Consider the following 22066-nt stretch of genomic DNA (forward strand, 5'->3'; position numbering starts at 1 on the left):
TCTAGAAAATTCTATAGTTGGCGAAACGGTATGCCATCACGTACGCCGCGATGACGAAGATGCACGACACGACGGATTTGAACAACCCGGCCGCCGTAGCTACGCCGTATTGCGTCTCAACCAATCCGGTTCGATAGACGAACGTATCGATAATATCCCCCGTTTCGTATACTTGGGGACTGTATAGATTAAACACTTGATCGAAGCCCGCATTCAGAACATTGCCCAGACTGAGAACCGCCAGCAGCACGATAATCGGTAGCATACCCGGCAGCGTCACATGAAAAGTCTGCTTCCAGCGGTTAGCCCCATCCACGATCGCGGCCTCGTAGAGGCTCGGATTGATACCCGTCAATGCCGCCAAATAAACGATCGTATTAAAACCGAATTCCTTCCATACGTCCGAAGTAACCAACACGACACGAAACCAATTGTTGCTGCCCAGAAAATAGATCGGCTCGATCCCGAACCAACCCAAAATATCGTTCACGAATCCGTTCGTCGGAGAGAGGATGTCGATCAGCACGCCGCCAAGAATAATCCACGAAAGGAAGTGAGGCAAATAAATCATCGTCTGAATTCCGCGCTTGAAGCTCTCCTTCCTCACTTCGTTTAACAAAAGCGCGACAACAATCGGAACGAACAAACCCACGACGATCTTCATGAACGAGATGACGATCGTATTTCTTAGAACGTCCATGGAATCCGGCATATCGAGCAAATACCGGAAGTTGTCCAATCCGATCCATTCGGAGCCCGTAATTCCTCGCGTCGGAATATATCTCTCGAACGCCATGGCGATTCCGATCATTGGGCCGTAGCAATAGATCAACACTAGAGCCAGGCCGGGCAAAATCATGAAATGCAAGGGAAGGGTTCGCATTCTTCCTATTTGTCCAGTCCATCGAATCTTCATTTTTAATTGCGCTCCTTCCCCGCCGAGGGGCATTCGATAAAGCTTGGGGCGGCAAGGAACCTCCCTTGACCGCCCCCGCTTTTCCATCGCCGACTCGGTGGTCGACCCTATCGTCTCTATTGCATTGCTTCGTTGACTTCCACCGTAATCTGATCGCCGCCGAGCTTCTTCCAATCCTCGACGAACTTATCGAAGGAATCAAGGGACTCGCCCATAATGATCTTCGTGTACGTCTGAATCTCCAGCTTCTGCAGCGTCGCGTTCTTGATCGTCATCGTCTTAGTCGGCGATTTGATGAATTCGCTTGGTTTGAATAAGTTTGCGGACAGAAGCTTGTCGATGACCGAATAGGAGCCCTCTCTACCGAACACCTTACTCATGCCCCAATTAGTCGCATCGCCCGTGCCCTCTTCCATTGCCAAGCTATTCTTATAGGCATCCAACTGCTCCTGGTTCAATCCCGTCGTATCTTTGCTGTCCAGTGCCGCGACGACCTTCTTGTGAACCTCCAGATTTTTGTTCGGATTCACGACGAAGAACGGGAAGTACTGCCAGACCTCGATACCGTCGACGTAGTTCAATTCTTCGTACTCCTCCTGGGAGACGTTCGGGTTGGTGTCCATATCGACGGAGACGTTGATCATTTTGAACATCGCTTCCGGATTTTTGGCGTTTTTATTGATTACGTAGTAGTCGCTGATCGCGTTCGCCTGCGTCTGGGAATAGGCTGCTTGATCGTCGGTGGAGACGATCGGATACGCCTGCCAATCGGCGTTCGGATCGTTCTTGCGGCTATCCAGCAGCGTCAGCGAGAAGAACATCGGACCGTAGGCCATACCTAGCTTGCCCGCGCTGGCGAGCTCCAGAACCTTAGCGTCGCCCTTCACCCCGAACTCTTTGTCAATCTGCCCGTTCTTGTACATTTGCTGCAAAGAAGCAAGCGCCTGCTTCATCTCCGGTTGAATGCTGCCATAGACCAGCTTGCCGTCTTCGCCCTTAATCCAGCTCTGCGGATAAGCGTGATAGCTGTTGAAGAAGCCCTCCAACGAGCCGAATGCCTGCCCGCCGTTATACATCAGCAGCGTCTTATTGACGGCCAATCCATAAGAATCTTTCTTGTTATTGCCGTCTGGATCTTGGTTTGTGAATGCATCGGAGATGGCCAGCACGTCGGCCATCGTCTTGGGCTCGGGTAAGTCCAGCTTCTTCAGCCAGTCCCTCCGAATCCAGAGCAAGGGCGCACTGTCGCTCGTCGCCTGTCCGGTAGGAAGCGCCATCATTTTGCCGTCGAAAGTGGCTGTCGCCAGGCCGTTGGTGACGCTCTCCGTATATTTCTTGAAGGTCGGAGAGGCATGCTTCTGATAGATTTCAGTCATATCCATAATCTGTCCACCTTCCACCAACTGGCTGAGCTGCGTAGCGGAGACGGAGAAGAAATCCGGAAGGTTCCCCGAGGCAATGGAAATATTCATCTTCTCCGTGCCTTGATCCGTGTTGACGATCCATTGGTGCTTAAGCTTGATCCCCAAGGAGTCCATAAGCTTGCGAGTCCACACGTTATCCTCCCAAGACTGCCCCTCCGGAAATTTCAAATCGCTGCCGACTGCGCGAACCGTAGACACCTCGATCGGCGGATCGTATTTGCCGAACTGCAGGTCGGCTTCCGTCTCTTCGCTCGTTGCCGGCGAAGCGGAGGCGGAGCTTGTCGCGGAGGCCGTCGCGGAAGGCGACGCAGACGGAGACGCGGACGAGCCGTTTGTCGGCTTGGCGTTGTTGCCTCCCGAACATGCGGATAGGACGACGGCCATCGTCAGCAACGCATAGGACAGCTTGATTTTCGATGAGTGGATCAACGTTGTTCCTCCCCTAATTACCGTAGGTTTTATTTTTCGTTTTCAGTATAAACCCGCAAGGGAGCTCCGTATATTTCACTTCTTCTAGAATGCTTATCTTTCGTTTGTCACTTGTCGGCCGATTCATTCCAAGTGTGAATTGCGGTATTCTTTGGGCGTAAGACCGGTGAATTTCTTGAAGAAACGCGTAAAATAACCCGCCGTTCCAAAGCCCACCCGCAGTGAAATTTCGTGAATTTTGCAAGAGGAATCGGCTAACATTTCCTTGGCTTTCTCGACCCGCAGAAACGAGATATAGTCGGATAAATTGCGGCCGGTATATTGCTTATACATTGTCGAAAGGTAGGACGAATTGAGATGAACGAGCTCCGAGAGCCGATCGAGCGACAAGTCGCCATCCAAATGCTCGCGAATGTGTTGATTCAATCTGTGAATAATCCGATTCGTCCGTTCGTCGAGCGTCGTCATCCTGCCGGAGAACAAGCCTTCCGCGGCGTCTTTCAACGCTTGCAACGCGGACTCCTTCGGAACATGGTGACCGAGATTCATGAGCTTGGCCATCATAGTTTCGTTATCCGACATGCCTCCCGAAGCTTTCATCAAATATCCGAGAAGCAGCACGGCTACCGAATAGTATGTCTGGGCGTATAGTCCATACTGATGCGGGAGCATGGAGAACACGGCGTCCAGCTTTTCGTTGAATTCGTCCTTGTTCCCCGTCTCCAGAGCCGCTTCCAGCTCCGCCAGCCTTCGAACAGACAGCGAGTGGGGATATTCCAGCTGTTCCTCGGATTCGCACTTTAGAATTAACATCTCGGTACCCGTTCCAAGACCAAGAATCATGTTCTTCTTGACCGTGTTGTAGGTAGAGGGAATTTCCTCCCAGTCCGAGGACTCCCCGGTCGTAACGAGGGACAACGGCAAGCGAAGAAGCGCCTTCGTGGTGGCTTGGATGCTGTCCAACGTACCTGTCGCGAAGGTCAGAGTTTCCTCCCAGGTACGCGCAAGCTCCGGACCCTCCTCCGAACTGCCCGGCTGGATTAGCCATACGAACTGCGAATCGTTCAGCACGATCGATTGAAACCGCGTTTGTTCCAAATATTCTTCCGCTATGTTCTGAATCGCGTAGAGCAGCAACGTTTTATTCGACGATGTCGTCATCTCCGGCCATCGGTCCACTCTGCCCAGTACGAGCAGCACGCGATTCGCCGGCGACACCGATAATTCCAGTTCACGAAAACGGGCTTCCGCGAAATCCAACGGAGTGCCGGCGAAGTCGGTCAAGCCCGCGAACCACTCTCTCCGTAGCAGGAGCAACTCTTGCCGGACCTGCTCCTTCGCGCGAAGCATGAACTGGTCGTTCCTCGCCTCCTCATCCAATGCCGCAATAGCGGTGCGAATGGCGCGAACGATAGCCTCGTCGCCTTCCGTTTTCAGAATGTAATCGATTCCGCCTGCCCGCAGCGCTTGCTGTAGATAGGAAATATCCCCGATCCCGGTCAGAAAGATGACTTTGCATCTTGGCCAACGGCTCCGAATCCATTGCTGCAGCTCCAACCCGTCCATGCCGGGCATGCGAATGTCGCTTAGCACGATGTCCATTTTCGATCGGCTCAGTCTTAACATGGCATCTTCGGCGGCATAATCGCTATAGAGATCGAGCTCTAGATCCTCGACATTGGAGAGCATCTCGTACAGCCCGTCAACCGTATAGGGCTCGTCGTCCACGATAAGCAATCTTTTCATTGGTTCACCTCTCCGAGCGGAATCACGATTTCGACTTTCAGTCCGCCTCTTTCGCCTGTACTCAGACGGAGTCCGCCCGTCTCGCCGTATTTGATCTTAAGCCTGCGATGAACGTTGAGCATGCCCGTGCTTTCGGCAGGTTCGTCGTACGATTGCAGTCTATTCCGCATTTCCTCCAGCTTGTCCGGGGTCAACTGCTGTCCGTTGTCCTCGACCGTGATAACCAGATGCTCCCCGTATACGTCCATCTCCACATTCAACCATCCGCCCTTCGATCTTTTCTCAAGCGAATGATTGTAGGCGTTCTCGATAATAGGCTGAAGAATGAGGCGAGGCACAAGCCTATTCTCAAGCCCCTCCGGTAGATCTCCGAAGTTTGCTTCGATTCTGGGGGAGAAACGGATGGTCTGGATCTCCGTATAGGTTCTGGCATGGTGGATTTCCTTCTCGAGCGACACCTCTTCCGCTCCGTCCCGCGTTATAAATTGGAAGTATTCCCCTAGATGCTTGGTAAGACGAATCACGTTCTCGTTATCCTCCAATTGCGCCATGCGATATAAAATAAAATAGGTGTTATAGAGAAAATGCGGGTTAATCTGGGACTGCAGATGACGAAGCTCGGACAATTGCGCCCGATATTTTTGTTCGTAAACCTCGTGCACCAGGATGTTCAGTTGCTTGGCCATCGCATTAAATCTTCCGTACAGGTAGCCGAATTCGTCCTTAAGCGGATACTGGAGTGTCAGATTAAGCTCCCCTTTCTCGATGCGGCGGAACGAATGCAGCAGACGAATCAACGGTCTATGAATCATTCGATAAATCCCGATGGAGAAAATGATCACGATAATCGCCGATGCGATTGACAGGACGATCAGCCAATAACGATGGGTTTGCAGAGCCGGATTTACGTTTTTGGCCGGAACGTACATAATCAGGCTCATCCCCGAGGTGTCCGAATCCTCCCGCGCCACCAGATAAGAGTCTCCCTCAATCGTCACGGTTTGCAGCGAGTTTCCCTTAGATTCCTTCATCAACTCCGAACGCTTCGCATATAACTCATCCGGGATATCGAAAGCGCTTGCAATTACTTGATTATCAGATAAGCCGACAAGCATCACGCCCCCGCCTTTGTTGGAAAACCGGGCTAGCGTCGAATTCAATTCCGGTTTGGATATTTCCACCGCAACGACGAATAAGGGGGGAATGCCCATTGAACCCGGCGGATAAACGAGCGGAATGAACAACCGGTCCTGCCATTGTAAGAAGGGCATATCGCGAGGACTGACTTTCTGCAGCAGCCCTTGAAATTGCTCCCGGTCAAAATCGGTAATCGAATCGGCGTTCGACGAGATGGTGCGATCGATCAGCGGGATGGAAATCGCCGCTTCCTTGATGAAATTGCTTGAACGGGATAGATTGTCCATTCTCTCCTTTAAGCGTAAAATCGCCTGAGTCTTCTCCATATCGGACATCACGCTGACGGCCATTCCTAATCCTAGCGCATCGTCGTTAACGACAAAGTCCTGTAACGAGAAGAGGATCGATTCTAAATCGTTGTCGAGCATTTCCATATACAGATCCGCACGGGAAGACAAGGAGTCCTCTATTTCCTGCTTCACATTCTTGGAACCGGACATATTGATCTGTACGCCTATGACATACAGAGGAGCAAGAACGAGCAGAAAACTGAGGAGCAGCTTGGGGAAAAGCCGAATTGAAGTTACTTTTTCTTCGAGGTTCAACAGCCATCACTTCCTTCTCTCAGCCAACTCTACTCTCATTGTACTCTGTCAGACTTCTCGTATTCGACAAAATTTTCGAAGGCGAAAAATCCTGCTAATGCAAGAAAAAAGGTTTCGTCATATGAAACCGAAGTTTCAACAACGAAACCATATCACACTCTCAATCGTGTGTAAATTCACTTTAACTAGCATATTCTCGAAGGAGCTGACGAAGCGCCTGCTTTACATCGCCATGGAACAAACCGCCATGATAGCAAATAAGTTGATCAATCTCATAGTCCAGTAACCGCTGAACGGAACGAACGGCCTCAGGCAGATCCATTGTAAATTGCGGATTAGCGATATTCAGCTTCCCATGTTCGATGACAACGACGTCCCCTGCGATCAATGTTTTGCTTGCGGGCAAATACAACGATATATGTCCCGGCATATGTCCCGGCGTGTGGATTACGTCGATGCCGTCACACCAAGGCAGTCGTTCATCATTGGAGACTGTCTGGTCGACAGGAATCGGCTCTATCGATTGTAAATAACGAATAAACTGCTCCGCTTGCGATTTGGCCTCATCCGGCAATACGCTAAGCGTCGATTCCGCCTGTTCGAGTCGCAGTGATTTTGATTTTCCCTCAATATACGGCGCTTCCAGCTCGGGCGCGACGATGCTGATCTGCGGATACGCCCGCTTTAACGCAGCCAGCGAACCGATATGGTCCATGTCGTGATGCGTCACGATTAGTTTTGTAATCGAAGCGAGTGTAAGGCCGTACCTATTAGCCGCTTCTTCAAGCTGGGGGATAAAACCGGGATAGCCGCAATCGACAAGAATGAGATCGCGATCATCTTGAAGAAGCACCGGGGTAATCGTTTGTTTCTGTCCATTATTCTCAAACTCTATCTCTAGTAAATGATAGTTTCCCACTCATTTGTCCTCCTTTAAGTAAGGTTCATACAGTTAAAGCGTATCGAAGAACCCATTCTTTTATTGTAACAGCTACCTCGGTTACATTTGTTTCCGTTGTATCAATAGTTGGCATAGGCGGGTCATAGACCTCATCGGCAATCTCAAGCAATCGTTTCGCGAAATCTTTGTGGGTCTGAATCTCTTCCTCCGACCAATTTCTTTCACGCAGCCGTTTCTCGCGAGTTTCTTCATCGCAATGCAAGTTGAGGTAATAAACATGCTTGAAAAAGGGAAAGTCCGCGCATTTCTCAATATCCCACGGCATCATCGTTCCGCATAGGATCGTCATCCGTCCGCTTTGTGCGATGTTTCGTGCCACGCGAAGCCATATATTACGCATCTTCTCCCAATCATGCCCGATAAAGTCAGTAAGATGATCCGGATCAAAAATATCAAATTCGGGCATTATTCTCCGCAGTTCCTTGATGACATAAGATTTCCCCGAACCGCTTGCACCCGTAACGATAAATAAAGGCAGTTTATTTTCCATTAGTTCCGCCTCGTCTCATTTTTTGGAGCTAACATTTAAAAGTTGTACGTACTCGTCTTTGGTTAACTGAACTTCCCAAACCCCATTAATTGGTTTAGATCTCAATTTTACCTGAGCAGTACTGTATGGGGGGTGATATTAATTTATTATAAGCGTTTTTTCCAGTTGACGCTTGCAGCCTATTCTGACTATGTCAGTAAATGATTTACAAATAAAAAAGGAGTCCTGAAATTTATCAAGACCTAATTCAACATCATATCCGACAGTTAACTATAAGTCTATATTTTCAGCGATATTCGTGTGAAGATTATTCCTGTAAGAAAATCTCGATTACAGGAGGAGTTGTATGATTCCAGAACGGCTATCTGTATATGGCTCAATAATTCCCTTACTTCATGAAGTAACCGAATGGTCACTCCTAAGGCGGTGGTCCCTGTCTGAAGTATACAGAGTAACATTGAAATCAGGTGAAACTCGTATTATTAAGTGGGGCGGACAAGAAATGGCCGGGGAAGCGGCGATTTATCAACAGCTGGTAAGACCGCTAAAGATAAAGTCACTACGCATTTTTGAGTTTTACGAATTAAAAACTAGCGCCATCATGATTATGGAGGATGCCGGAAGAGATAATTTAGAACAACGACCTGAGCCCGATCTCTTTCTAGAAGCAGCGAGGGAATTGGCAAATCTGCGAAAGGTTGCATCGGCTAACTTAGGAGCAAACCTTCCAAGTGAAATCCAGCGTGCATACACAGTATCGGCTTCGGACTTTCTTGCACTTTTGGATGACCTTCTTAAGTCGAATATTCTTTCGGAAAACAATGTGCTTTCACGGCTACAAAACACTTTTCCTTTTATTATAGATGAATTATATAGAACAACCCCGCTTACGCTGGTCCATCATGACTACCATGCCAAAAACCTTATCATTCAGGGGAATCGAATATTACCGATTGATTGGTCAATTGCTTATTTAAGCCCCCATCTCGGTGATTTATATTGTTTAGCTAATGAAGCACAGACTTGGAGCAAAGTACGAAAGGAGGATCTCGTATTCGCATTTCACAATGAAATGGATACCGATACGTCTATAGAATCGTTAAATAGGCAAGTCGCAATCGGCGGGATCTGTTGGCTTATTAAAACACTTAGATGGCTTGTATACGGGGGAACTTCCCTAATTCCCGGTTCAGTGACATGGATACCCGATTTAATGAATGATCTAGAAAACCTTATGAAAGAAATCGAGTAGCGAACCACGAAAGTGCAAGCTGCTCCATTTCCTTGACGAACGTTTTTTTTGCCGGGCTATATTCGTTTGTGTTTTCGAAGCGTTCAGCCAACTCTTCCTTGAATCGACTGTACCTTGCCACTTCTTCAGGATGACATCTCAGATAATCTCTAAATATTAAATGTCGTTCAATTTGGGGGTTATCTGTTTGATAAAAATGAATATGGTGAGTCCTTTCTTCGCCGCCTTTGCGGAATAGTCTTCTCCCGGAAATGCCCCACTCTCCGGCTACATCATATCCAAGCATGTTCATTTTATCGTTGTATAAATCGATTCTGTTAATATCTTGTACAATACACATCATGTCTATTACGGGTTTGGCCTTTAAGCCAGGCACTGATGTGCTCCCAAAATGCTCGAAACGAACGACTTGATCCTCAAATATAGACTTCAGAAAATCGGCTTCTTCTTGGTACAGTCTTATCCAGTCCTCATTATAATCGCTTAGTCTGACCTTCATTACCGATCCTCCCCAGACTTGTTGGGAATTGTTCCGAAAAAACAGGCTGCAACATTTCTGTTAGCAGCCTGTTGCAATTGAATAAGATTATTTACCTGCAAGCCAGCACTTACAGCCCTCCGCCAATTCCTGAAGCTCGTTAAACAACACGCCGGCATGGTAACCGTCACAAACTGCATGATGGAATTGCACCGATAGAGGCAGCAATACCTTTTTGTCCTGATCGCGATATTTTCCAATGGTGAATATGGGCAGCAGATAGGTTCCGTCATTGTAGACATTCAAGTTAAATCCAGTAAAGCTAACCCAAGGGATGCTGGAAACCGGAAACGTGTTCGGCGGTTCGTTCGTGTCGGGAAAAAGCTGCTTCGCATTCTTATACGTCTCTATCCCTTGAAGGTAACCATCGTAAAACGTTTGAAACTCTTCGCTGAAAGGGGTCCAAATACTTGAGAAGGTCTTATTCTCCTCATGGAAAATGGTGAAGCTGGGAGACATACGGTCCCATATTCCCAACCGCCCCTCCGAATCAAAGCAAGTTCGGAATTCACTGTGGCGATTAACTACCGTCGCAATCATGTGGATTAAAGCCGGATACAGCTTAATCCCATTGGTTTTCAGTTCAGTCCGCAACAAGGTGATGTCGAGATCGGCGGTCATGCTGTAGGTGCATCTTACATGGTTTGAATAATGTTCAAAATAAGGTTTTCTGGGCCAACTATCCTTATCAATCGGATGAAAAATCATTTTTTGCCCTCCTAAAATTTTTTTAGTTCTAGGAGGGACAATCAACTGCTTTAACCATATCCATACCACATTCCTTTTTTATTAGGTTACTTCGGAGTCCCTGATTGAGCAGCGAAGCTTTTGAACATCCGTCATCGGCGGCTGGCCGTACATACGCGCATATTCCCGGCTGAACTGGGAAGGACTCTCGTACCCGACACGGAACGCCGCATCGGAAGCCTGCAAAATATCGCGACGGAAGAGAATTAGGCAAAAATCGAACAGGAATGGCCTACCGGTACAAGGCTAATACTTATTATAATCATTTTCAACATTATAGATAAGGAGCGGAAAGAAAATGAGTTTAAAAGGGAAAGTCGCAATCGTTACCGGTGCGTCTCGCGGCATCGGAAGACAAATTGCCATCCAGTTAGCGCAATCCGGAGGACATCGCGAATGCGATCGAGTTGCTGGTCAGCGATAAAGCCCGTTGGATAACGGGCCAGACGATCCGCGTAAATGGCGGTTTTAATTGAACCATTAGAACAACTACTAGGAACTTCTAGGAGACTCCGCTAGGGAGTTGCATCTGCGCGCGTTACCCTTCCAAAGACATCCTTAATAGCAGAGATAACGGCATCCGGGCGCTCCAGCTGCATGACGTGACTGGAGTCTGCAAGGACTTGGTGCGTGCTGTTGGTGGACCAACTGGCCTCCTCGGCTTGCATGCTTGCCCAAGCCGCTTCCGCACGATTGAACTGTTCTTCCGTGAGGCCGCTTGCGATCTGTTCGGCTTCCGTGAAGGCGCTCCAAGGCTTTCCTCTGGAGAGAACGGCAAGGGGCAGATTACCGAGGGTGCGAAACGTGCCAGCCTCCCGTAGTGAATCTTCGAATACGGCTGCCTCCGCGAAGGCGGCTTTGAGCGATGTCGGCTGATAGGCTGTGATGGCTTTAGCCGTTTGGGGCGGCAGCTCGGGAACTTCGGCATCGGGCAGCACGAGTCTCGGCAATCCGGTCCATACGATTGCGGCGAGCGCGCGAAATGCAAATGGAATCGGATCGCTCTCCGATTCGCCTGTGGCCTGGGCGAGGCGCGCGGTCTGCTCAGGATGCGAGGCGTCGACCAGAACCATCCCAGCAACCTCATCTCCGTAGTTCTTGGTGTACGTCATGACGTACGGACCGCCCATAGACGCACCGACCAAAATATAAGGCGGTTGTTCGTTTGCAGCGCGCAGAACCTTGTGAAGATCTTCGACAATGGCGAGACCGTTTCGCTGATCCTTGGCCGGATCGCTCCACATAATGCCTGCCCGGTCATAGGAGCACACTCTTGTGAAACGCGCGACCTCTTCCTGCACGGGCTGCCACAGCGCAGATCCGCTTGTGTCTGCTCCCGCTTCCAGCAAGACGAGCGGTGTGCCTTGCCCCTCGCAATTCAGATGAATTCTGCGACCTCCAACATCAACAAGCTCTCCAGGCGCCGGATAATCTTTAGCAGCCCTATTGCGGGCTGTCTGCTCATAAATGGCACCGATTGCGACTAGAGCGATTGCCAAGATAATGATGGCGATAGCCACGCGCTTTACCCAAGGACTGATAAATAAACGCATAATCTTCCTCCTACTGTACAAGTAATGTTTTCTCCCGTTTTCTCCTTTCATTCGTCTAGGGATACTATAAGCTTCGCTTTTGAATTGAAAATGAACTGAACGTTACAAAAAAAACGGAGGCCGAAGGCCTCCGTTTGTGATGTAATCAGACGAATGTGACTATGCGGTTGTTACAGCTCCCTCCCAAGCGGCAGTTGCACCGTGAAAACCGAACCCCCGCCCGGCTCTTCATCCGCCCGGATTTCTCCTTTGTGCATATCCACGATTTGTTTGACGATAGACAATCCCAGCCCGCTTCCGCTAACGGCTCGGTCACGGGCCTTGTCCGCTTTATGAAACGGCTTGAAAATATCCGTCCGCTGATCCTCCGGGATTCCGATTCCGTTATCCGCTATGCGGACGATCGCCGATCGATCGTCGATATAGGCGCGAATGCCAACCCTCCCGCGAACAGGAGTGAATTTAATGCCGTTGCCCAGCAAATTCGTCCACACCTGGCTGAGTTGATCTTCGTCCGCATGGATAGTTACCGGTTCCAGGTCTAATTCGACATCAATCTCTTTACTCGACCACTGCGGCTCCAGAGCGATGACGACGTTGCGGAGCTGTTCGTCAAGCCGGAAAGCCGCCGATTGGACGGAATGACGATCGTGCTGCAAGGAAGAAAGCCGCAGCAGGTTGTGGCTGATCCTGGACAGCCTATCGCTTTCTTCCTCGATAATCGTCAGGTAATGCATCCGACTTTCCTCGCTCATGCGCTTCTGCTTCATCGCTTTGGCGAAACCGGAGATGGATGTCAGCGGCGACTGGATCTCATGCGATACGTTCGCCACGAATTCCCGCCTCATCCGGTCCAGCTTGGCAAGCTCCCGCGCCATCTCGTTAAAGCTCGCGTTAAGCTGGCCGATCTCATCCTTGCGGCTCGTCCGAAGCTGCACGTCAAAATGGCCTTGAGCCATTCGTCCGGCCGCATCCCTCAACTGAAGAAGCGGCTTCACGATGAATCGTGCAGCGGCCAGAACGAGAAAACTTCCGATCAAGAAGACGGTCAGCAGCTCCGTGTTGACTTCTCTGCTCGACTGCATCCACAATTCGTTGCTCTTCAGCATGACGAATAAGGCATAGGACTCGCCGTTAACCGGAAACGGGAGTCCGACCATCGGATACCGGCCTTCGTTCTCAATGTGCCTGGCCACTCCGCCGGCCAACACGCGACGAATCCGTTCCTCATCGGGAACGACAGGCTCCGCGCCCTCTTCCAGCAACGGCTTGCCCGAGGCGTCGAATAGTTGAATCGCATAAATCGATAGGTTGGAAACGTTGTTCATGAAAGGAATCAATTCCGTTCCGGAGGACGAACGGTAAGTCTGAATAATTTGCTTGCCGTTCGACTCCAGGCTGTTCTCCAGCGTTTGCTCGAACGGTTTCTGGAACAGCAGCGTAGACGCGAAGGAAGCAATAACAAGGCTGACTACGATGACGCCGATGAATAAGAGGACGATGCGGGTATAAAGCGATTTAATCCCGGTACACCTCCATGCGGTAACCGAGACCTCGCAGCGTTACAATGCGGAAATCAGACTCGTGTTCGGGAAAGCGATCCCTAAGTCGCTTGATATGAACGTCCACGGTCCGCTCGTCTCCTTCGTAATCCGTTCCCCATATTTCCCTGATGAGATGATCCCGGGTGAACAACTGCCCCGGATAACTCCCGAGCTTGTAGAGCAATTCGAACTCCTTCATCGGCAGGGTAATCTCCAAACCGTCCTTGTTCACCACCTGGTAGCTTCTGCGGTCTAACTGCAGATGACCAAGCCGGACGGTTTGGGAACAGGAAATCCGATAACGCTTCAACAGCGCTTTAACCCGCAGCGTAAGCTCCATCGGGTCGAACGGCTTGGCGAGATAATCGTCGGTCCCCAGCTTGAAGCCTTTGATCCGGTCGGCCGGCTCGCCTTTTGCGGTAATCATGAGAATCGGCATGTCCCCAAGCTCGCGGAGCTTGGCGCACAAGTCCCAGCCGTCCATTCTCGGCATCATGATATCCAGGATGACCAGATCGGGCGAGTGATTCTCGGCGTACTCCAGCGCTTCAGCGCCGTTTCCCTTCTGCACGACTTCGATTCCTTCATCTTCAAGGTATAGTCGTACTAATTCGCGAATGTGTGCGTCATCGTCTACAACCAGCACTTTGGGCATCCGCTTTCCCCCTTTTCACCTGTTTCGCTACATTTTACGATATCCGTTTAAACTCAGTATGAACAGAAAAATCCCGGGTGCTACGCTACCTCCGGCCCCCTTTTCCCATGTGGTCCATCCAGACATGTCCTTCGGGAAATTGCTTTATTAATGAAGATCGGAGCCACTCTTGAGCCATCGGCGTCAGTTCGGGACCTACAGTTAAAAAATCATGATGATCCTTTTCCCTGATCTTCGAACTGCCGCCCTTGTATAGAAGCTGGATCTCCGGTTTTAAAAAGGGGATGCCTTCCTGTGTCCGCGCAATGATATCGGTTATCGGCCTGCGAATCGATTGTTCCCTGCCATAAATCCACAAGTCTTGATCTACATCTATCAGCATGATTTGGAATGCCCATGGTGAACCGCCATCCCTACTCACCCAAATATCATTAGTAAGAGGTAGGTACTCTCCCTCCTCCCAAAGTGCAAGCTTTCCCTCATCGGCTTTGTATAACTGCCATCCCTTGGATAAATGTTGGAATGCAATTGCCTGCTGCTCGCGTAAAACGATTATGTCTATATCCGCATGCTTCCTTGATTGTCTGCCTAAATACAGATCTAAAGCCCATCCTCCAGCAATGCACCACGTAATGGGGATCTCCGAAAAGATCGCGCCTATCTCCGATACAGTTAAGGGCGTCCAATTGTCGATGTCCGTTCTCAAAGTTATCCTCCTTAATTCAGTGCCGAATTTAATCTGATTTTCCTCAATAAGAACATTTGATCCCATGCCGCATTAAAGGTAAAATGAAAGTATACAATTGAATCTTGGGTGGGCATGGTTTCCCTTCGGAAAGGAGGGAGCCATGGAAATAGTAGATGCAATCACAATCATGATTCTTTTGGCACATTTATCATTGCACTATTAACATACATCGCGATTAACTACAAGAGAAAGTAAAAAACCCACCCCAAGGTTAGCGCCAAAGGTGGGTTTTGTCCGTCATTAACTTGAAGGGATACCCCATCCAAGCCAATTGTATAGGCCGAGTGTTCGCTGCACTCGGTCTTTCTATTGCGATTTTAACATATGCGGTATCGCATAAACAAGTGATCCTCCTCTTTCTTTTGTCCGGCGCCGCCTCTCTGTTCTTATTTATCTCCCGTTGCGATCGAATTCTGCAAACGAGATCTAAATCACTCCTGTTCCTTTTCCCCACGCCCAAAAAAGCTTTATGGATTCGCCGCCGAGAAAGAGTCCGCCGCAGCCGAAAGATAATAAGCCAGCCCAGTTTGCTGGCTTTCGAGCATTTTAAGATGGAAGTCATCGCTTAGAAAAAATCGAGTTTGTGCTGCGAAGTCATGAGCCGTAATTATATTCCCATGCTCATTCATAAACTCTAGATGGTTTCGAAGCAAATTATCTGTTCTCTCATCGTTATGTTTGATGCCATCTCTTAGCGATCCCGCCATGTTATTCATAAATGTCATAGCTTCAACCGCCTGTTCATTCAGTTTCTGAACATCAGTCGGAGCAACCTCTAAGGACTCCATCCCATACGTAATCTGCAAATGTTGATTCTGCTCGGCCAGCGCCTCGTTCCACTCTTCCTCGTTTTGAAAACCTTTGAACATCTCCATACTATCCATGGTTTCCCCTTCCTTTGCACATGAAATGGATTTACGCAAGGTTTGAACGATGCTATCCAACCTGTATTTGCGGCTAAGAAGCAACTCCTCCTGCTGCGAAAGAAGGGATAACCGGTCTGCACGCTGTTCCATGATTTCTTTGATCTGATCCAAGGGAAAATCCAACTCTTTGTAAAAAAGTATCTCTTGCAGCCTTTCCAGCTCTTTAGACCCGTACATCCGGTATCCGGCCTCGCTTATTTTGCCCGGCAATAGGAGACCGATTTTGTGATAATGATGAAGCGTTTTGATTGTCACGCCGGACAGCTCCGATACTTCTTTTACCGTGTACAGCATTACCCATTCCTCCCTTCCATACGTAGCTTATAGCCTCCCCTAAGAGGAGAGTCAAGTCGAACCTTTTTCCGAAAAAGGGCATTGACCCTCCCCTTACAGCAGCCATTAAGATGACATTCGAATAATGATAAGGGAGGAACACAACCATGTCAGAATCCTTTCGGCTGCTCCAAAATCGTTTTGTTCGAGCGGTTATGCTTTCAACCTTGTTTTCTCAGATGGGGATATGGGTTCGTAATTTTGCTATTCTCTTGTATGTGATGGAGGTAACAGGCGGAGATTCATTTGCCGTTTCTATGATTTCCGTTGCGGAATATGCGCCAATATTCATCTTCTCTTTCATTGGCGGCGTGTTCGCGGATCGATGGCGTCCCAAAAAGACGATGGTGTGGTGCGAGGTATTCAGTTCATTATCCGTAATCTTTGTTTTTGCGGTGTTGGAGACCGGAACGTGGCAGGTCATATTTTTCGCAACCTTATGCTCCTCTATATTATCGCAGTTCGCACAGCCTTCCGGCATGAAGCTTTTTAAGAATCATGTGCGTGACGAAGACGCGCAATCCTGCATGTCTTTATTGCAAACGATAACATCGGTCTTTATGGTACTTGGTCCGATTCTGGGAACGTTGGCGTACCAACAATTCGGGATTGAAGTTTCAATATTAACGACTGGAGCTTGCTTTATGCTATCCGCCATTGCCCTCATCTTCGTCCCGTCCGATCCTAAGCCTTCCAAATATCACGACACTATCGCAACTACGTTACTGAGCGAAATGGCGGACGGTATTCGATTTGTCTTTGCAAATAAGTTCATCCTGCAGCTTACCTTATGTTTCACGTTGGTTGGACTCGGCGTCGGATTAATATCCCCACTTGGCGTCTTCCTCGTTACGGAAAAGCTAGACTTGCCCGCAGAGGCTCTGCAATGGATCAGTATACCGTATGGGGTGGGCGAAATTGTCGGAGGAATCGTCACTTTTGCTTTAGCGACGAAGATCGCGCCGCATCGTTTTCTCATGATCGGCTTGCTTATCGACGGCTTCGGGATCATCCTAGCAGGGCTGTCTACCGAGATCTGGCTTACCATGACGGCCCAATTCATAATTGCCCTTTTACAGCCGGCCATTTTTGTTGGGAATAGCGCCTTGGTCTTGCAGCATACTCACCAGAATTATTTAGGTCGAGTAATGGGAATTCGTACCCCGCTTATGACCGGAGCGATGCTTCTTATGATGAGTATTGCAGGCTTGTTGAAAAATAGGCTTTCCCTTACCATTGTATATGAACTCGCCGGATGCTGCTTTTTTGCAGGATTCCTCATGATGATTCCGATATTCCGAAGCAAAAGTGGCAGGGAACAGTCTTCAGCATAATACAAACTATTCACCCTCGGGGGAACGCCTAATCATCGTGATCAACAGCAAGGGCTGTTCCATTAACCTTGACGTGTTCCGTGATCATCGTTCCCCAATCGGGAAGATGCTGCGCCTCTCCTAGAAACTTGCTGCCTGCTAAAGACCCATCATTCATTTTTGCTCCTGCAAAAAGACATTCCTCGAATTGGCAATACATGAGATGAGCGCCGCGAAAGCTAACGTCCGAGAAGCGGCAACGGATAAACGATACGTCCCTTCCTTTGGTCTGGCTTAAGTTGCTGCCGGTAAAATCGCAATCCTCAAAGCGCTCGCCAAACGCAGCGTTCTTGAGAATGGCTTTATGAAACGAACAACGTTCGAATATCTTCGTAAGAAATCTGCCATCCAGTTTGACCCCATCGAAACGGCAATTCGTAAAAGTAGAGTAGATCAGGCCGCCGCTCGGTTCGAAAATCGCGTAGGATAGATCGAGGTTCTGTATAGTGAGATACTGCATAGGCTCGGTTAGAACGACCCCTCGAAAATCCTCTAGCCCGGAAGCGGTCTGGCCGAAAGGAGATGGAGGGAAAGCACGGTCTTTTTTATGTAAATTTTGCTTCCCTGTTATAGAAGCCAATGCTTTGTTCACGGCAGCGATCTGCTCCGGCTCCCACCTGGAAACCCATTGCTTTTTGTTCAATTCGTAAACCTCCCATTCTTAAAAGTACCATCCTTGGCGGCACCGGATATCCTAAACCTCGCTAACGAAATCGAAGCTTCGCGTTAAAATCGTAATAAAAGAATGCACGGCATAGCCCTTCTTTTTATAGTTCAAACGAACGGTGTAGCCCTCGATTACCTGGTCTTCCTCAAGCTTCGCTACCCGGTTAGCCGCCGATTGGCTCTGGAATCCGCCACACCATGACGGGCGAATTCGTCCGGATTTTGCAAGCGTGGCGATTAAGTGGCGGAAGGGTGCACATTCGATTCGCGCCGAACTATCGCAAAGGGAGTCGTTCGGATGGGGATTGGCTGTCAAAACCGGATTAGCTAATAGGACTTTCATTAAGCCCTTCAATCCGCATCCACAACAACCACACTCCGCTTTTACTCGTCTCCCGTTGTGTGCACAAAGTCTCGCTGAGACTAATCCAATCGCTCTCATCTCATTCTTTTACTCATATTCGCAAATCTGGGTCCTGGGTGAAAACCTACTTTTCTATATAGCTTCTCTGCGTAATTGCCAACGGTAACGCAAAGCTTAACGACTGGTGTATACTTATGAGCATTTGCCCTTACATGCTTCAACATAAATTCACCAAGTCGTTTATTCCTGTAGTCAGGTAACACACAGATTTCACCTATTTCAGCAAATCCCAAAGGTATGTTTTCACTAATACCAGCAATACAGAGCCCTGCAATCTTTTGCTCATTTTCATCAAACACATAAATAGAAAGATTATTTCGGGAATAAATCTGCATCAGACGTTCAACGTCTTTAATAACGTCCTCTTCACCCGGAGTGCCGAAAATTTCAAAGTCGATTCCTCCGTTATATCCATTCATAATAGTACCGGCAAGGTTTCTACTATCAACAGATCCATTTAAGTTATGGAGAGAGTAACCGTTCGGCAGCACCGCTGTTATGCTCGGATCAGTCGGACAGCACATTATCTGTCGGGTAACATCCAACCGATATCCGAAAGAAAGTAAAATACTTACGTCTTCTGATAGAACGCCTCTAATTTGTACGACATCAAGACAACAGCTAAACAATACTCTCCAAAACATAGTTCTGTCTACAAATGGCGATATCAAAAATGGATACATAACCGTTCCGTTGTCGATAATTGCCCCGCCAATTCTACTATCATTGTATAGGATCCAAAAACATTGATCAGTAAATTTAGTATCATTAAGTCGGGAGTTCCAGTCATACCACATTTCGATGTCAGCGCATGAATATAGTACTTGATACACTGCAAACAAGTCTTTGTCAGCCTGTTCTATTTTGTATTTAGACATAAGCATGCTCCTATTCTGAAACAAAATAATCGTTAACACTTCTAGTTGGATGCCGTGGCCTTGTATACACAAAAAGCCACCTTCCGACGTCGGGGATAGGAGGCATGTGTGTGCGAACAAAGAGACACATAGCTTTATCAAAAAGCAATGCTCACCTTGCCAATATAAAAAAGCCCACACCAATCCTATTCAAGAAAATCGATTGAACGAATTTTCATAAAAGATAGGATTAGTTTATCATCGGCTTTGGTCACCCTTTCAACTACTTATCCTTGTAATATATCATAATTGCCTCGACTGTCCAAAAGAAATCATGAAACTTCCCTACGCAACAATCGTATACCTATCAATATTTATCGGTAACTAGGGGAGGATCAGATGCGCATGAACATTACCGCCAGACTGGAGCAAAAGGTAAAAGAACGCGTCGCGCTTCACAAGCTGAAGGGTTATCGGGACAAAGCAGGAGCGGTGAATAAACGGGATTTGCGAGCGTGGAACGACGATCGGCTAAAAGCCGAATCCGCGCGGCTTCAAGGCGAGGCCAGGGCTGGCGCGCCGCTCGACAAGCTGCTGACCGATGCCTATGCATTAGTGTGCGAGGCGGCACATCGCACGCTTGGCATGCGGCCGTATGAGGTTCAAATCATGGCGGCTATTGCCCTTCACGAAGGGAATTTGGTTGAGTTGCAGACAGGCGAAGGGAAGACGCTTGCGGCCGTTATGCCTGCATACTTAAACGCGCTAACAGGCAAAGGCGTGCACGTTCTGACGTTTAACGATTATTTGGCGAACAGGGACGCGGAGTGGATGGGACCGATTTATCGCTTTCTCGGTCTATCTGCTGTCGCGGTTCAAGCGGGCATGAGCTTTGCCGAGAAAAAGCAAGCTTATGCGGCGGACATTACCTACGTGACGGCCAAAGAGGCGGGCTTTGATTATTTGCGCGACTCAATTGCGATGACCGTGGACGACACCGTCCAGCGGGCTTTTCATTATGTGATCGTCGACGAAGCGGATTCGCTGCTGCTTGACGAGGCGCGCGTTCCGCTCGTCATCGCGGGCGAGGCTGCGACAACTGAACACGACGGCACAAGGTTCGCCGATGCGGCTAAGCAATTGCATCCCGAAGAGCATTTCGTTTTCGATGAGTTTAAACGCAACGTCTATTTAACCGAAGCGGGCTCTGAAAAGGTAGAGTCTCTATTTAATTGCGGTAATCTGTACGAAAGCCATAACAGTCATTTGTTAACGTCCCTCAATTGCGCTCTTCACGCAGAAACTTTATTGAAACGGGATATCGATTATATCGTACGAGACGGCAAAATCGAGCTAATCGACGAATATACCGGACGCGTGGCGGAAAACCGGCATTTGCCAGATGGACTGCAAGCCGCGCTGGAAGCGAAGGAAGGGCTTAGCTCGCAAGCCGGAGGTCAAATACTCGGCACGATCACGCTTCAGCATTTGCTGAGTATATATCCCACAATCAGCGGAATGACGGCTACCGCCCAGGCTTCGGCGATTGAGTTCGAGAATATTTATTCGCTGCAAGTGGTTCAAATCCCGCCCAATCGACCCTGTATCCGAATCGATCACCCTCACAAAATCTATACCCACAAGGAAGCGAAGCTGAAGGCTCTGGTCGCCGAAATCGCGTCCGTCCATGCGACCGGAAGGCCGATTCTGATCGGCACGTCGAGCGTCGAAGAGTCGGGTATTTTGGCGGAGCGCCTTCGCCAAATCGGTGTGAATGGCCATGTGCTTAACGCGAAGAACGATTCGGAAGAAGCCGACATCATTGCCAGAGCGGGAGAGATCGGCGCCGTAACGGTGTCCACAAATATGGCCGGGCGCGGCGTGGATATCCGACTTGGCGGCGGAGACGCGAAGCAGGCGGAAGTTGTCGCGAAGCTTGGCGGTCTGTATGTGATAGGTACGCTAGCGAATGAAAGCACTCGAATAGACAACCAGTTGCGCGGGCGTTCCGGCCGTCAAGGCGACCCGGGAGCTTCCATATTTTTCGTAAGCTTGGAGGATGATTTGATTTTGCGCTTCGGCATCGACAAAGCGATCCCCTCCTCCTTCCGGAATCTTAAGCAGGACGAGCCTCTCGATGAAGCCCTGTTGCGCAGCAAAATCGGCCACATCCAGCATGTAATCATGGGCCAAAACTTTCACATCCGCAAGGAGCTTAACTACTATTCGGATATGGTGGAGGAGCAGAGGCGCATACTGTCCAAAGATCGCCTCGCTATTCTGACCGGTGAAACGCCAATGAGCCCCTCGGAGCAGCGCGTCAGATTGTTTTATATCGACAAGTTTTGGGCTGAGCAGCTCGCTTATGTTTCGTATATTCGCGAAGGCATTCATTTGGAAGGCCTTGCGAACCTCAACCCGATCGACGAGTTCCATAAACGGATTATCCAGGCGTTCGAACAAATTCCGGCGAAAATAGAGGAAGAAGCTTCGGGAATGCTGGCAAAGCTCGGCAATTCCAACGATCCCACCGAGTGGGAGCGATTAGGATTGAAAAGCCCTTCCTCGACATGGACGTATATCATTAACGATCAGTATTCGCAAAAGGCCCTTTTATCCCCCGTTGCCATAGGTCCCGACTTTATCGGTGCTATAACGCTTGTCCTCAAACCTGCCGCCAAACCTGTCCTCGACTGGCTTTTTAGAACGCATCGTTGGCGATAGGTTGTGAAAGGCAGGCTG

General features: G+C 49.0%; 20 protein-coding genes and 3 pseudogenes. 6 read left to right on the forward strand and 17 right to left on the reverse strand.

All coding sequences use genetic code 11. From position 1 onward, the window contains the following. Nucleotide 1 precedes the first annotated feature (1 nt). From DFP98_RS30215 to DFP98_RS30240, 6 genes are all read right to left on the reverse strand, one after another. Nucleotides 2-916, reverse strand: coding sequence for an ABC transporter permease (locus DFP98_RS30215; RefSeq protein WP_116064368.1), 915 nt, complete (start codon nucleotides 914-916; stop codon nucleotides 2-4). 116 nt (nucleotides 917-1032) lie between these two features. Next, a complete protein-coding gene (locus tag DFP98_RS30220) occupies nucleotides 1033-2769 on the reverse strand; it encodes an extracellular solute-binding protein (protein ID WP_116064369.1) in 1737 nt (578 codons plus the stop codon). A 123-nt stretch (nucleotides 2770-2892) separates the two neighbouring features. Then, on the reverse strand, nucleotides 2893-4515 hold the full coding sequence (locus DFP98_RS30225) for a response regulator transcription factor (RefSeq protein WP_116064370.1): 1623 nt from the start codon (nucleotides 4513-4515) through the stop codon (nucleotides 2893-2895). After that, a complete protein-coding gene (locus DFP98_RS30230; protein WP_116064371.1) occupies nucleotides 4512-6257 on the reverse strand; it encodes a sensor histidine kinase in 1746 nt (581 codons plus the stop codon). The genes DFP98_RS30225 and DFP98_RS30230 overlap by 4 nt, the downstream gene beginning before the upstream one ends. Before the next feature lie 181 nt (nucleotides 6258-6438). Then, on the reverse strand, nucleotides 6439-7176 hold the full coding sequence (locus DFP98_RS30235) for an MBL fold metallo-hydrolase (protein WP_116064372.1): 738 nt from the start codon (nucleotides 7174-7176) through the stop codon (nucleotides 6439-6441). Nucleotides 7177-7201: 25 nt separating this feature from the next. Next, nucleotides 7202-7708 (reverse strand): AAA family ATPase, encoded by a 507-nt coding sequence (locus DFP98_RS30240; RefSeq protein WP_116064373.1) that lies wholly within the window; start codon nucleotides 7706-7708, stop codon nucleotides 7202-7204. Between the two features lie 346 nt (nucleotides 7709-8054). Between DFP98_RS30240 and DFP98_RS30245 the strand changes: the two genes are divergently transcribed. Next, complete coding sequence (locus DFP98_RS30245) at nucleotides 8055-8960, forward strand: phosphotransferase (RefSeq protein WP_116064374.1); 906 nt, start codon at nucleotides 8055-8057, stop codon at nucleotides 8958-8960. Here DFP98_RS30245 and DFP98_RS30250 read toward each other — a convergent pair. The 3 genes and pseudogenes from DFP98_RS30250 to DFP98_RS39900 form a co-directional block, all read right to left on the reverse strand. After that, nucleotides 8941-9459, reverse strand: a complete 519-nt coding sequence (locus DFP98_RS30250; protein ID WP_116064375.1) for a GrpB family protein — start codon at nucleotides 9457-9459, stop codon at nucleotides 8941-8943. The genes DFP98_RS30245 and DFP98_RS30250 overlap by 20 nt on opposite strands. 87 nt (nucleotides 9460-9546) lie before the next feature. Further along, nucleotides 9547-10206, reverse strand: coding sequence for a type A chloramphenicol O-acetyltransferase (gene catA / locus DFP98_RS30255; RefSeq protein ID WP_116064376.1), 660 nt, complete (start codon nucleotides 10204-10206; stop codon nucleotides 9547-9549). Between the two features lie 81 nt (nucleotides 10207-10287). Beyond that, a pseudogene (locus tag DFP98_RS39900) lies at nucleotides 10288-10428 on the reverse strand (AraC family transcriptional regulator); the annotation flags it as partial. 115 nt (nucleotides 10429-10543) lie between these two features. Here DFP98_RS39900 and DFP98_RS30265 point away from each other — a divergent pair. Beyond that, nucleotides 10544-10630: pseudogene (locus DFP98_RS30265) on the forward strand (3-ketoacyl-ACP reductase); the annotation flags it as partial. Beyond that, nucleotides 10626-10721: pseudogene (locus DFP98_RS30270) on the forward strand (SDR family oxidoreductase); the annotation flags it as partial. The pseudogenes DFP98_RS30265 and DFP98_RS30270, both read left to right, overlap by 5 nt. A 39-nt stretch (nucleotides 10722-10760) precedes the next feature. Here DFP98_RS30270 and DFP98_RS30275 read toward each other — a convergent pair. The 4 genes from DFP98_RS30275 to DFP98_RS30290 all read right to left on the reverse strand — a co-directional run bounded on the left by DFP98_RS30275 (nucleotide 10761) and on the right by DFP98_RS30290 (nucleotide 14703). After that, the gene (locus DFP98_RS30275; protein WP_181918030.1) at nucleotides 10761-11798 is read right to left on the reverse strand and encodes an alpha/beta fold hydrolase; all 1038 of its coding nucleotides are present in this window, start codon (nucleotides 11796-11798) and stop codon (nucleotides 10761-10763) included. Nucleotides 11799-11968: 170 nt separating this feature from the next. Then, nucleotides 11969-13126 (reverse strand): sensor histidine kinase, encoded by a 1158-nt coding sequence (locus DFP98_RS30280; RefSeq protein WP_246016891.1) that lies wholly within the window; start codon nucleotides 13124-13126, stop codon nucleotides 11969-11971. A 190-nt stretch (nucleotides 13127-13316) separates the two neighbouring features. Continuing rightward, nucleotides 13317-13997 carry a response regulator transcription factor gene (locus DFP98_RS30285; protein WP_116064379.1) on the reverse strand — a complete coding sequence of 227 codons (681 nt, stop codon included), beginning with the start codon at nucleotides 13995-13997 and terminating at the stop codon, nucleotides 13317-13319. An 85-nt stretch (nucleotides 13998-14082) separates the two neighbouring features. After that, the gene (locus DFP98_RS30290) at nucleotides 14083-14703 is read right to left on the reverse strand and encodes a nucleotidyltransferase domain-containing protein (RefSeq protein WP_116064380.1); all 621 of its coding nucleotides are present in this window, start codon (nucleotides 14701-14703) and stop codon (nucleotides 14083-14085) included. A 114-nt stretch (nucleotides 14704-14817) separates the two neighbouring features. Here DFP98_RS30290 and DFP98_RS40335 point away from each other — a divergent pair, with 114 nt between their 5' ends. Next, nucleotides 14818-14940, forward strand: coding sequence for a putative holin-like toxin (locus DFP98_RS40335; protein WP_220377192.1), 123 nt, complete (start codon nucleotides 14818-14820; stop codon nucleotides 14938-14940). A 272-nt stretch (nucleotides 14941-15212) separates the two neighbouring features. Here the strand turns inward: DFP98_RS40335 and DFP98_RS30295 are convergent, their stop codons facing one another. After that, nucleotides 15213-15965 carry a MerR family transcriptional regulator gene (locus DFP98_RS30295; RefSeq protein WP_116064381.1) on the reverse strand — a complete coding sequence of 251 codons (753 nt, stop codon included), beginning with the start codon at nucleotides 15963-15965 and terminating at the stop codon, nucleotides 15213-15215. 146 nt (nucleotides 15966-16111) lie between these two features. On the opposite strand from DFP98_RS30295, the gene DFP98_RS30300 reads away from it, so the two are divergent. Further along, a complete protein-coding gene (locus DFP98_RS30300) occupies nucleotides 16112-17338 on the forward strand; it encodes an MFS transporter (protein WP_116064382.1) in 1227 nt (408 codons plus the stop codon). Between the two features lie 28 nt (nucleotides 17339-17366). Here DFP98_RS30300 and DFP98_RS30305 read toward each other — a convergent pair whose 3' ends face one another. The 3 genes from DFP98_RS30305 to DFP98_RS30310 all read right to left on the reverse strand — a co-directional run bounded on the left by DFP98_RS30305 (nucleotide 17367) and on the right by DFP98_RS30310 (nucleotide 19345). After that, nucleotides 17367-18020, reverse strand: a complete 654-nt coding sequence (locus DFP98_RS30305) for a pentapeptide repeat-containing protein (RefSeq protein ID WP_116064383.1) — start codon at nucleotides 18018-18020, stop codon at nucleotides 17367-17369. A 51-nt stretch (nucleotides 18021-18071) separates the two neighbouring features. Beyond that, entirely contained in the window at nucleotides 18072-18386 is a 315-nt protein-coding gene (locus DFP98_RS38755; protein WP_147310300.1) for a hypothetical protein, read from the reverse strand. A 95-nt stretch (nucleotides 18387-18481) separates the two neighbouring features. Next, on the reverse strand, nucleotides 18482-19345 hold the full coding sequence (locus DFP98_RS30310; protein WP_181918031.1) for a GNAT family N-acetyltransferase: 864 nt from the start codon (nucleotides 19343-19345) through the stop codon (nucleotides 18482-18484). A gap of 384 nt (nucleotides 19346-19729) precedes the next feature. On the opposite strand from DFP98_RS30310, the gene DFP98_RS30315 reads away from it, so the two are divergent. Next, nucleotides 19730-22048 (forward strand): preprotein translocase subunit SecA, encoded by a 2319-nt coding sequence (locus tag DFP98_RS30315; RefSeq protein WP_116064415.1) that lies wholly within the window; start codon nucleotides 19730-19732, stop codon nucleotides 22046-22048. Nucleotides 22049-22066: the final 18 nt, after the last annotated feature.

Source organism: Cohnella phaseoli (genome assembly GCF_003386235.1).
Classification (GTDB): domain Bacteria; phylum Bacillota; class Bacilli; order Paenibacillales; family Paenibacillaceae; genus Cohnella; species Cohnella phaseoli.

Excerpts from the sequence above, each read along its gene's own strand:
- DFP98_RS30300 (WP_116064382.1), top strand. The coding sequence starts at position 16,112 with ATGTCAGAATCCTTTCGGCTGCTCCAAAATCGTTTTGTTCGAGCGGTT.
- DFP98_RS38755 (WP_147310300.1), bottom strand. The coding sequence starts at position 18,386 with ATGAAAGTCCTATTAGCTAATCCGGTTTTGACAGCCAATCCCCATCCG.
- DFP98_RS30245 (WP_116064374.1), top strand. The coding sequence starts at position 8,055 with ATGATTCCAGAACGGCTATCTGTATATGGCTCAATAATTCCCTTACTT.
- DFP98_RS30215 (WP_116064368.1), bottom strand. The coding sequence starts at position 916 with ATGAAGATTCGATGGACTGGACAAATAGGAAGAATGCGAACCCTTCCC.
- DFP98_RS30310 (WP_181918031.1), bottom strand. The coding sequence starts at position 19,345 with ATGTCTAAATACAAAATAGAACAGGCTGACAAAGACTTGTTTGCAGTG.
- DFP98_RS30240 (WP_116064373.1), bottom strand. The coding sequence starts at position 7,708 with ATGGAAAATAAACTGCCTTTATTTATCGTTACGGGTGCAAGCGGTTCG.
- DFP98_RS30250 (WP_116064375.1), bottom strand. The coding sequence starts at position 9,459 with ATGAAGGTCAGACTAAGCGATTATAATGAGGACTGGATAAGACTGTAC.
- DFP98_RS30275 (WP_181918030.1), bottom strand. The coding sequence starts at position 11,798 with ATGCGTTTATTTATCAGTCCTTGGGTAAAGCGCGTGGCTATCGCCATC.
- DFP98_RS30225 (WP_116064370.1), bottom strand. The coding sequence starts at position 4,515 with ATGAAAAGATTGCTTATCGTGGACGACGAGCCCTATACGGTTGACGGG.
- catA (WP_116064376.1), bottom strand. The coding sequence starts at position 10,206 with ATGATTTTTCATCCGATTGATAAGGATAGTTGGCCCAGAAAACCTTAT.
- DFP98_RS30280 (WP_246016891.1), bottom strand. The coding sequence starts at position 13,126 with ATGAACAACGTTTCCAACCTATCGATTTATGCGATTCAACTATTCGAC.
- DFP98_RS30315 (WP_116064415.1), top strand. The coding sequence starts at position 19,730 with ATGAACATTACCGCCAGACTGGAGCAAAAGGTAAAAGAACGCGTCGCG.
- DFP98_RS30285 (WP_116064379.1), bottom strand. The coding sequence starts at position 13,997 with ATGCCCAAAGTGCTGGTTGTAGACGATGACGCACACATTCGCGAATTA.
- DFP98_RS40335 (WP_220377192.1), top strand. The coding sequence starts at position 14,818 with ATGGTTTCCCTTCGGAAAGGAGGGAGCCATGGAAATAGTAGATGCAAT.
- DFP98_RS30295 (WP_116064381.1), bottom strand. The coding sequence starts at position 15,965 with ATGCTGTACACGGTAAAAGAAGTATCGGAGCTGTCCGGCGTGACAATC.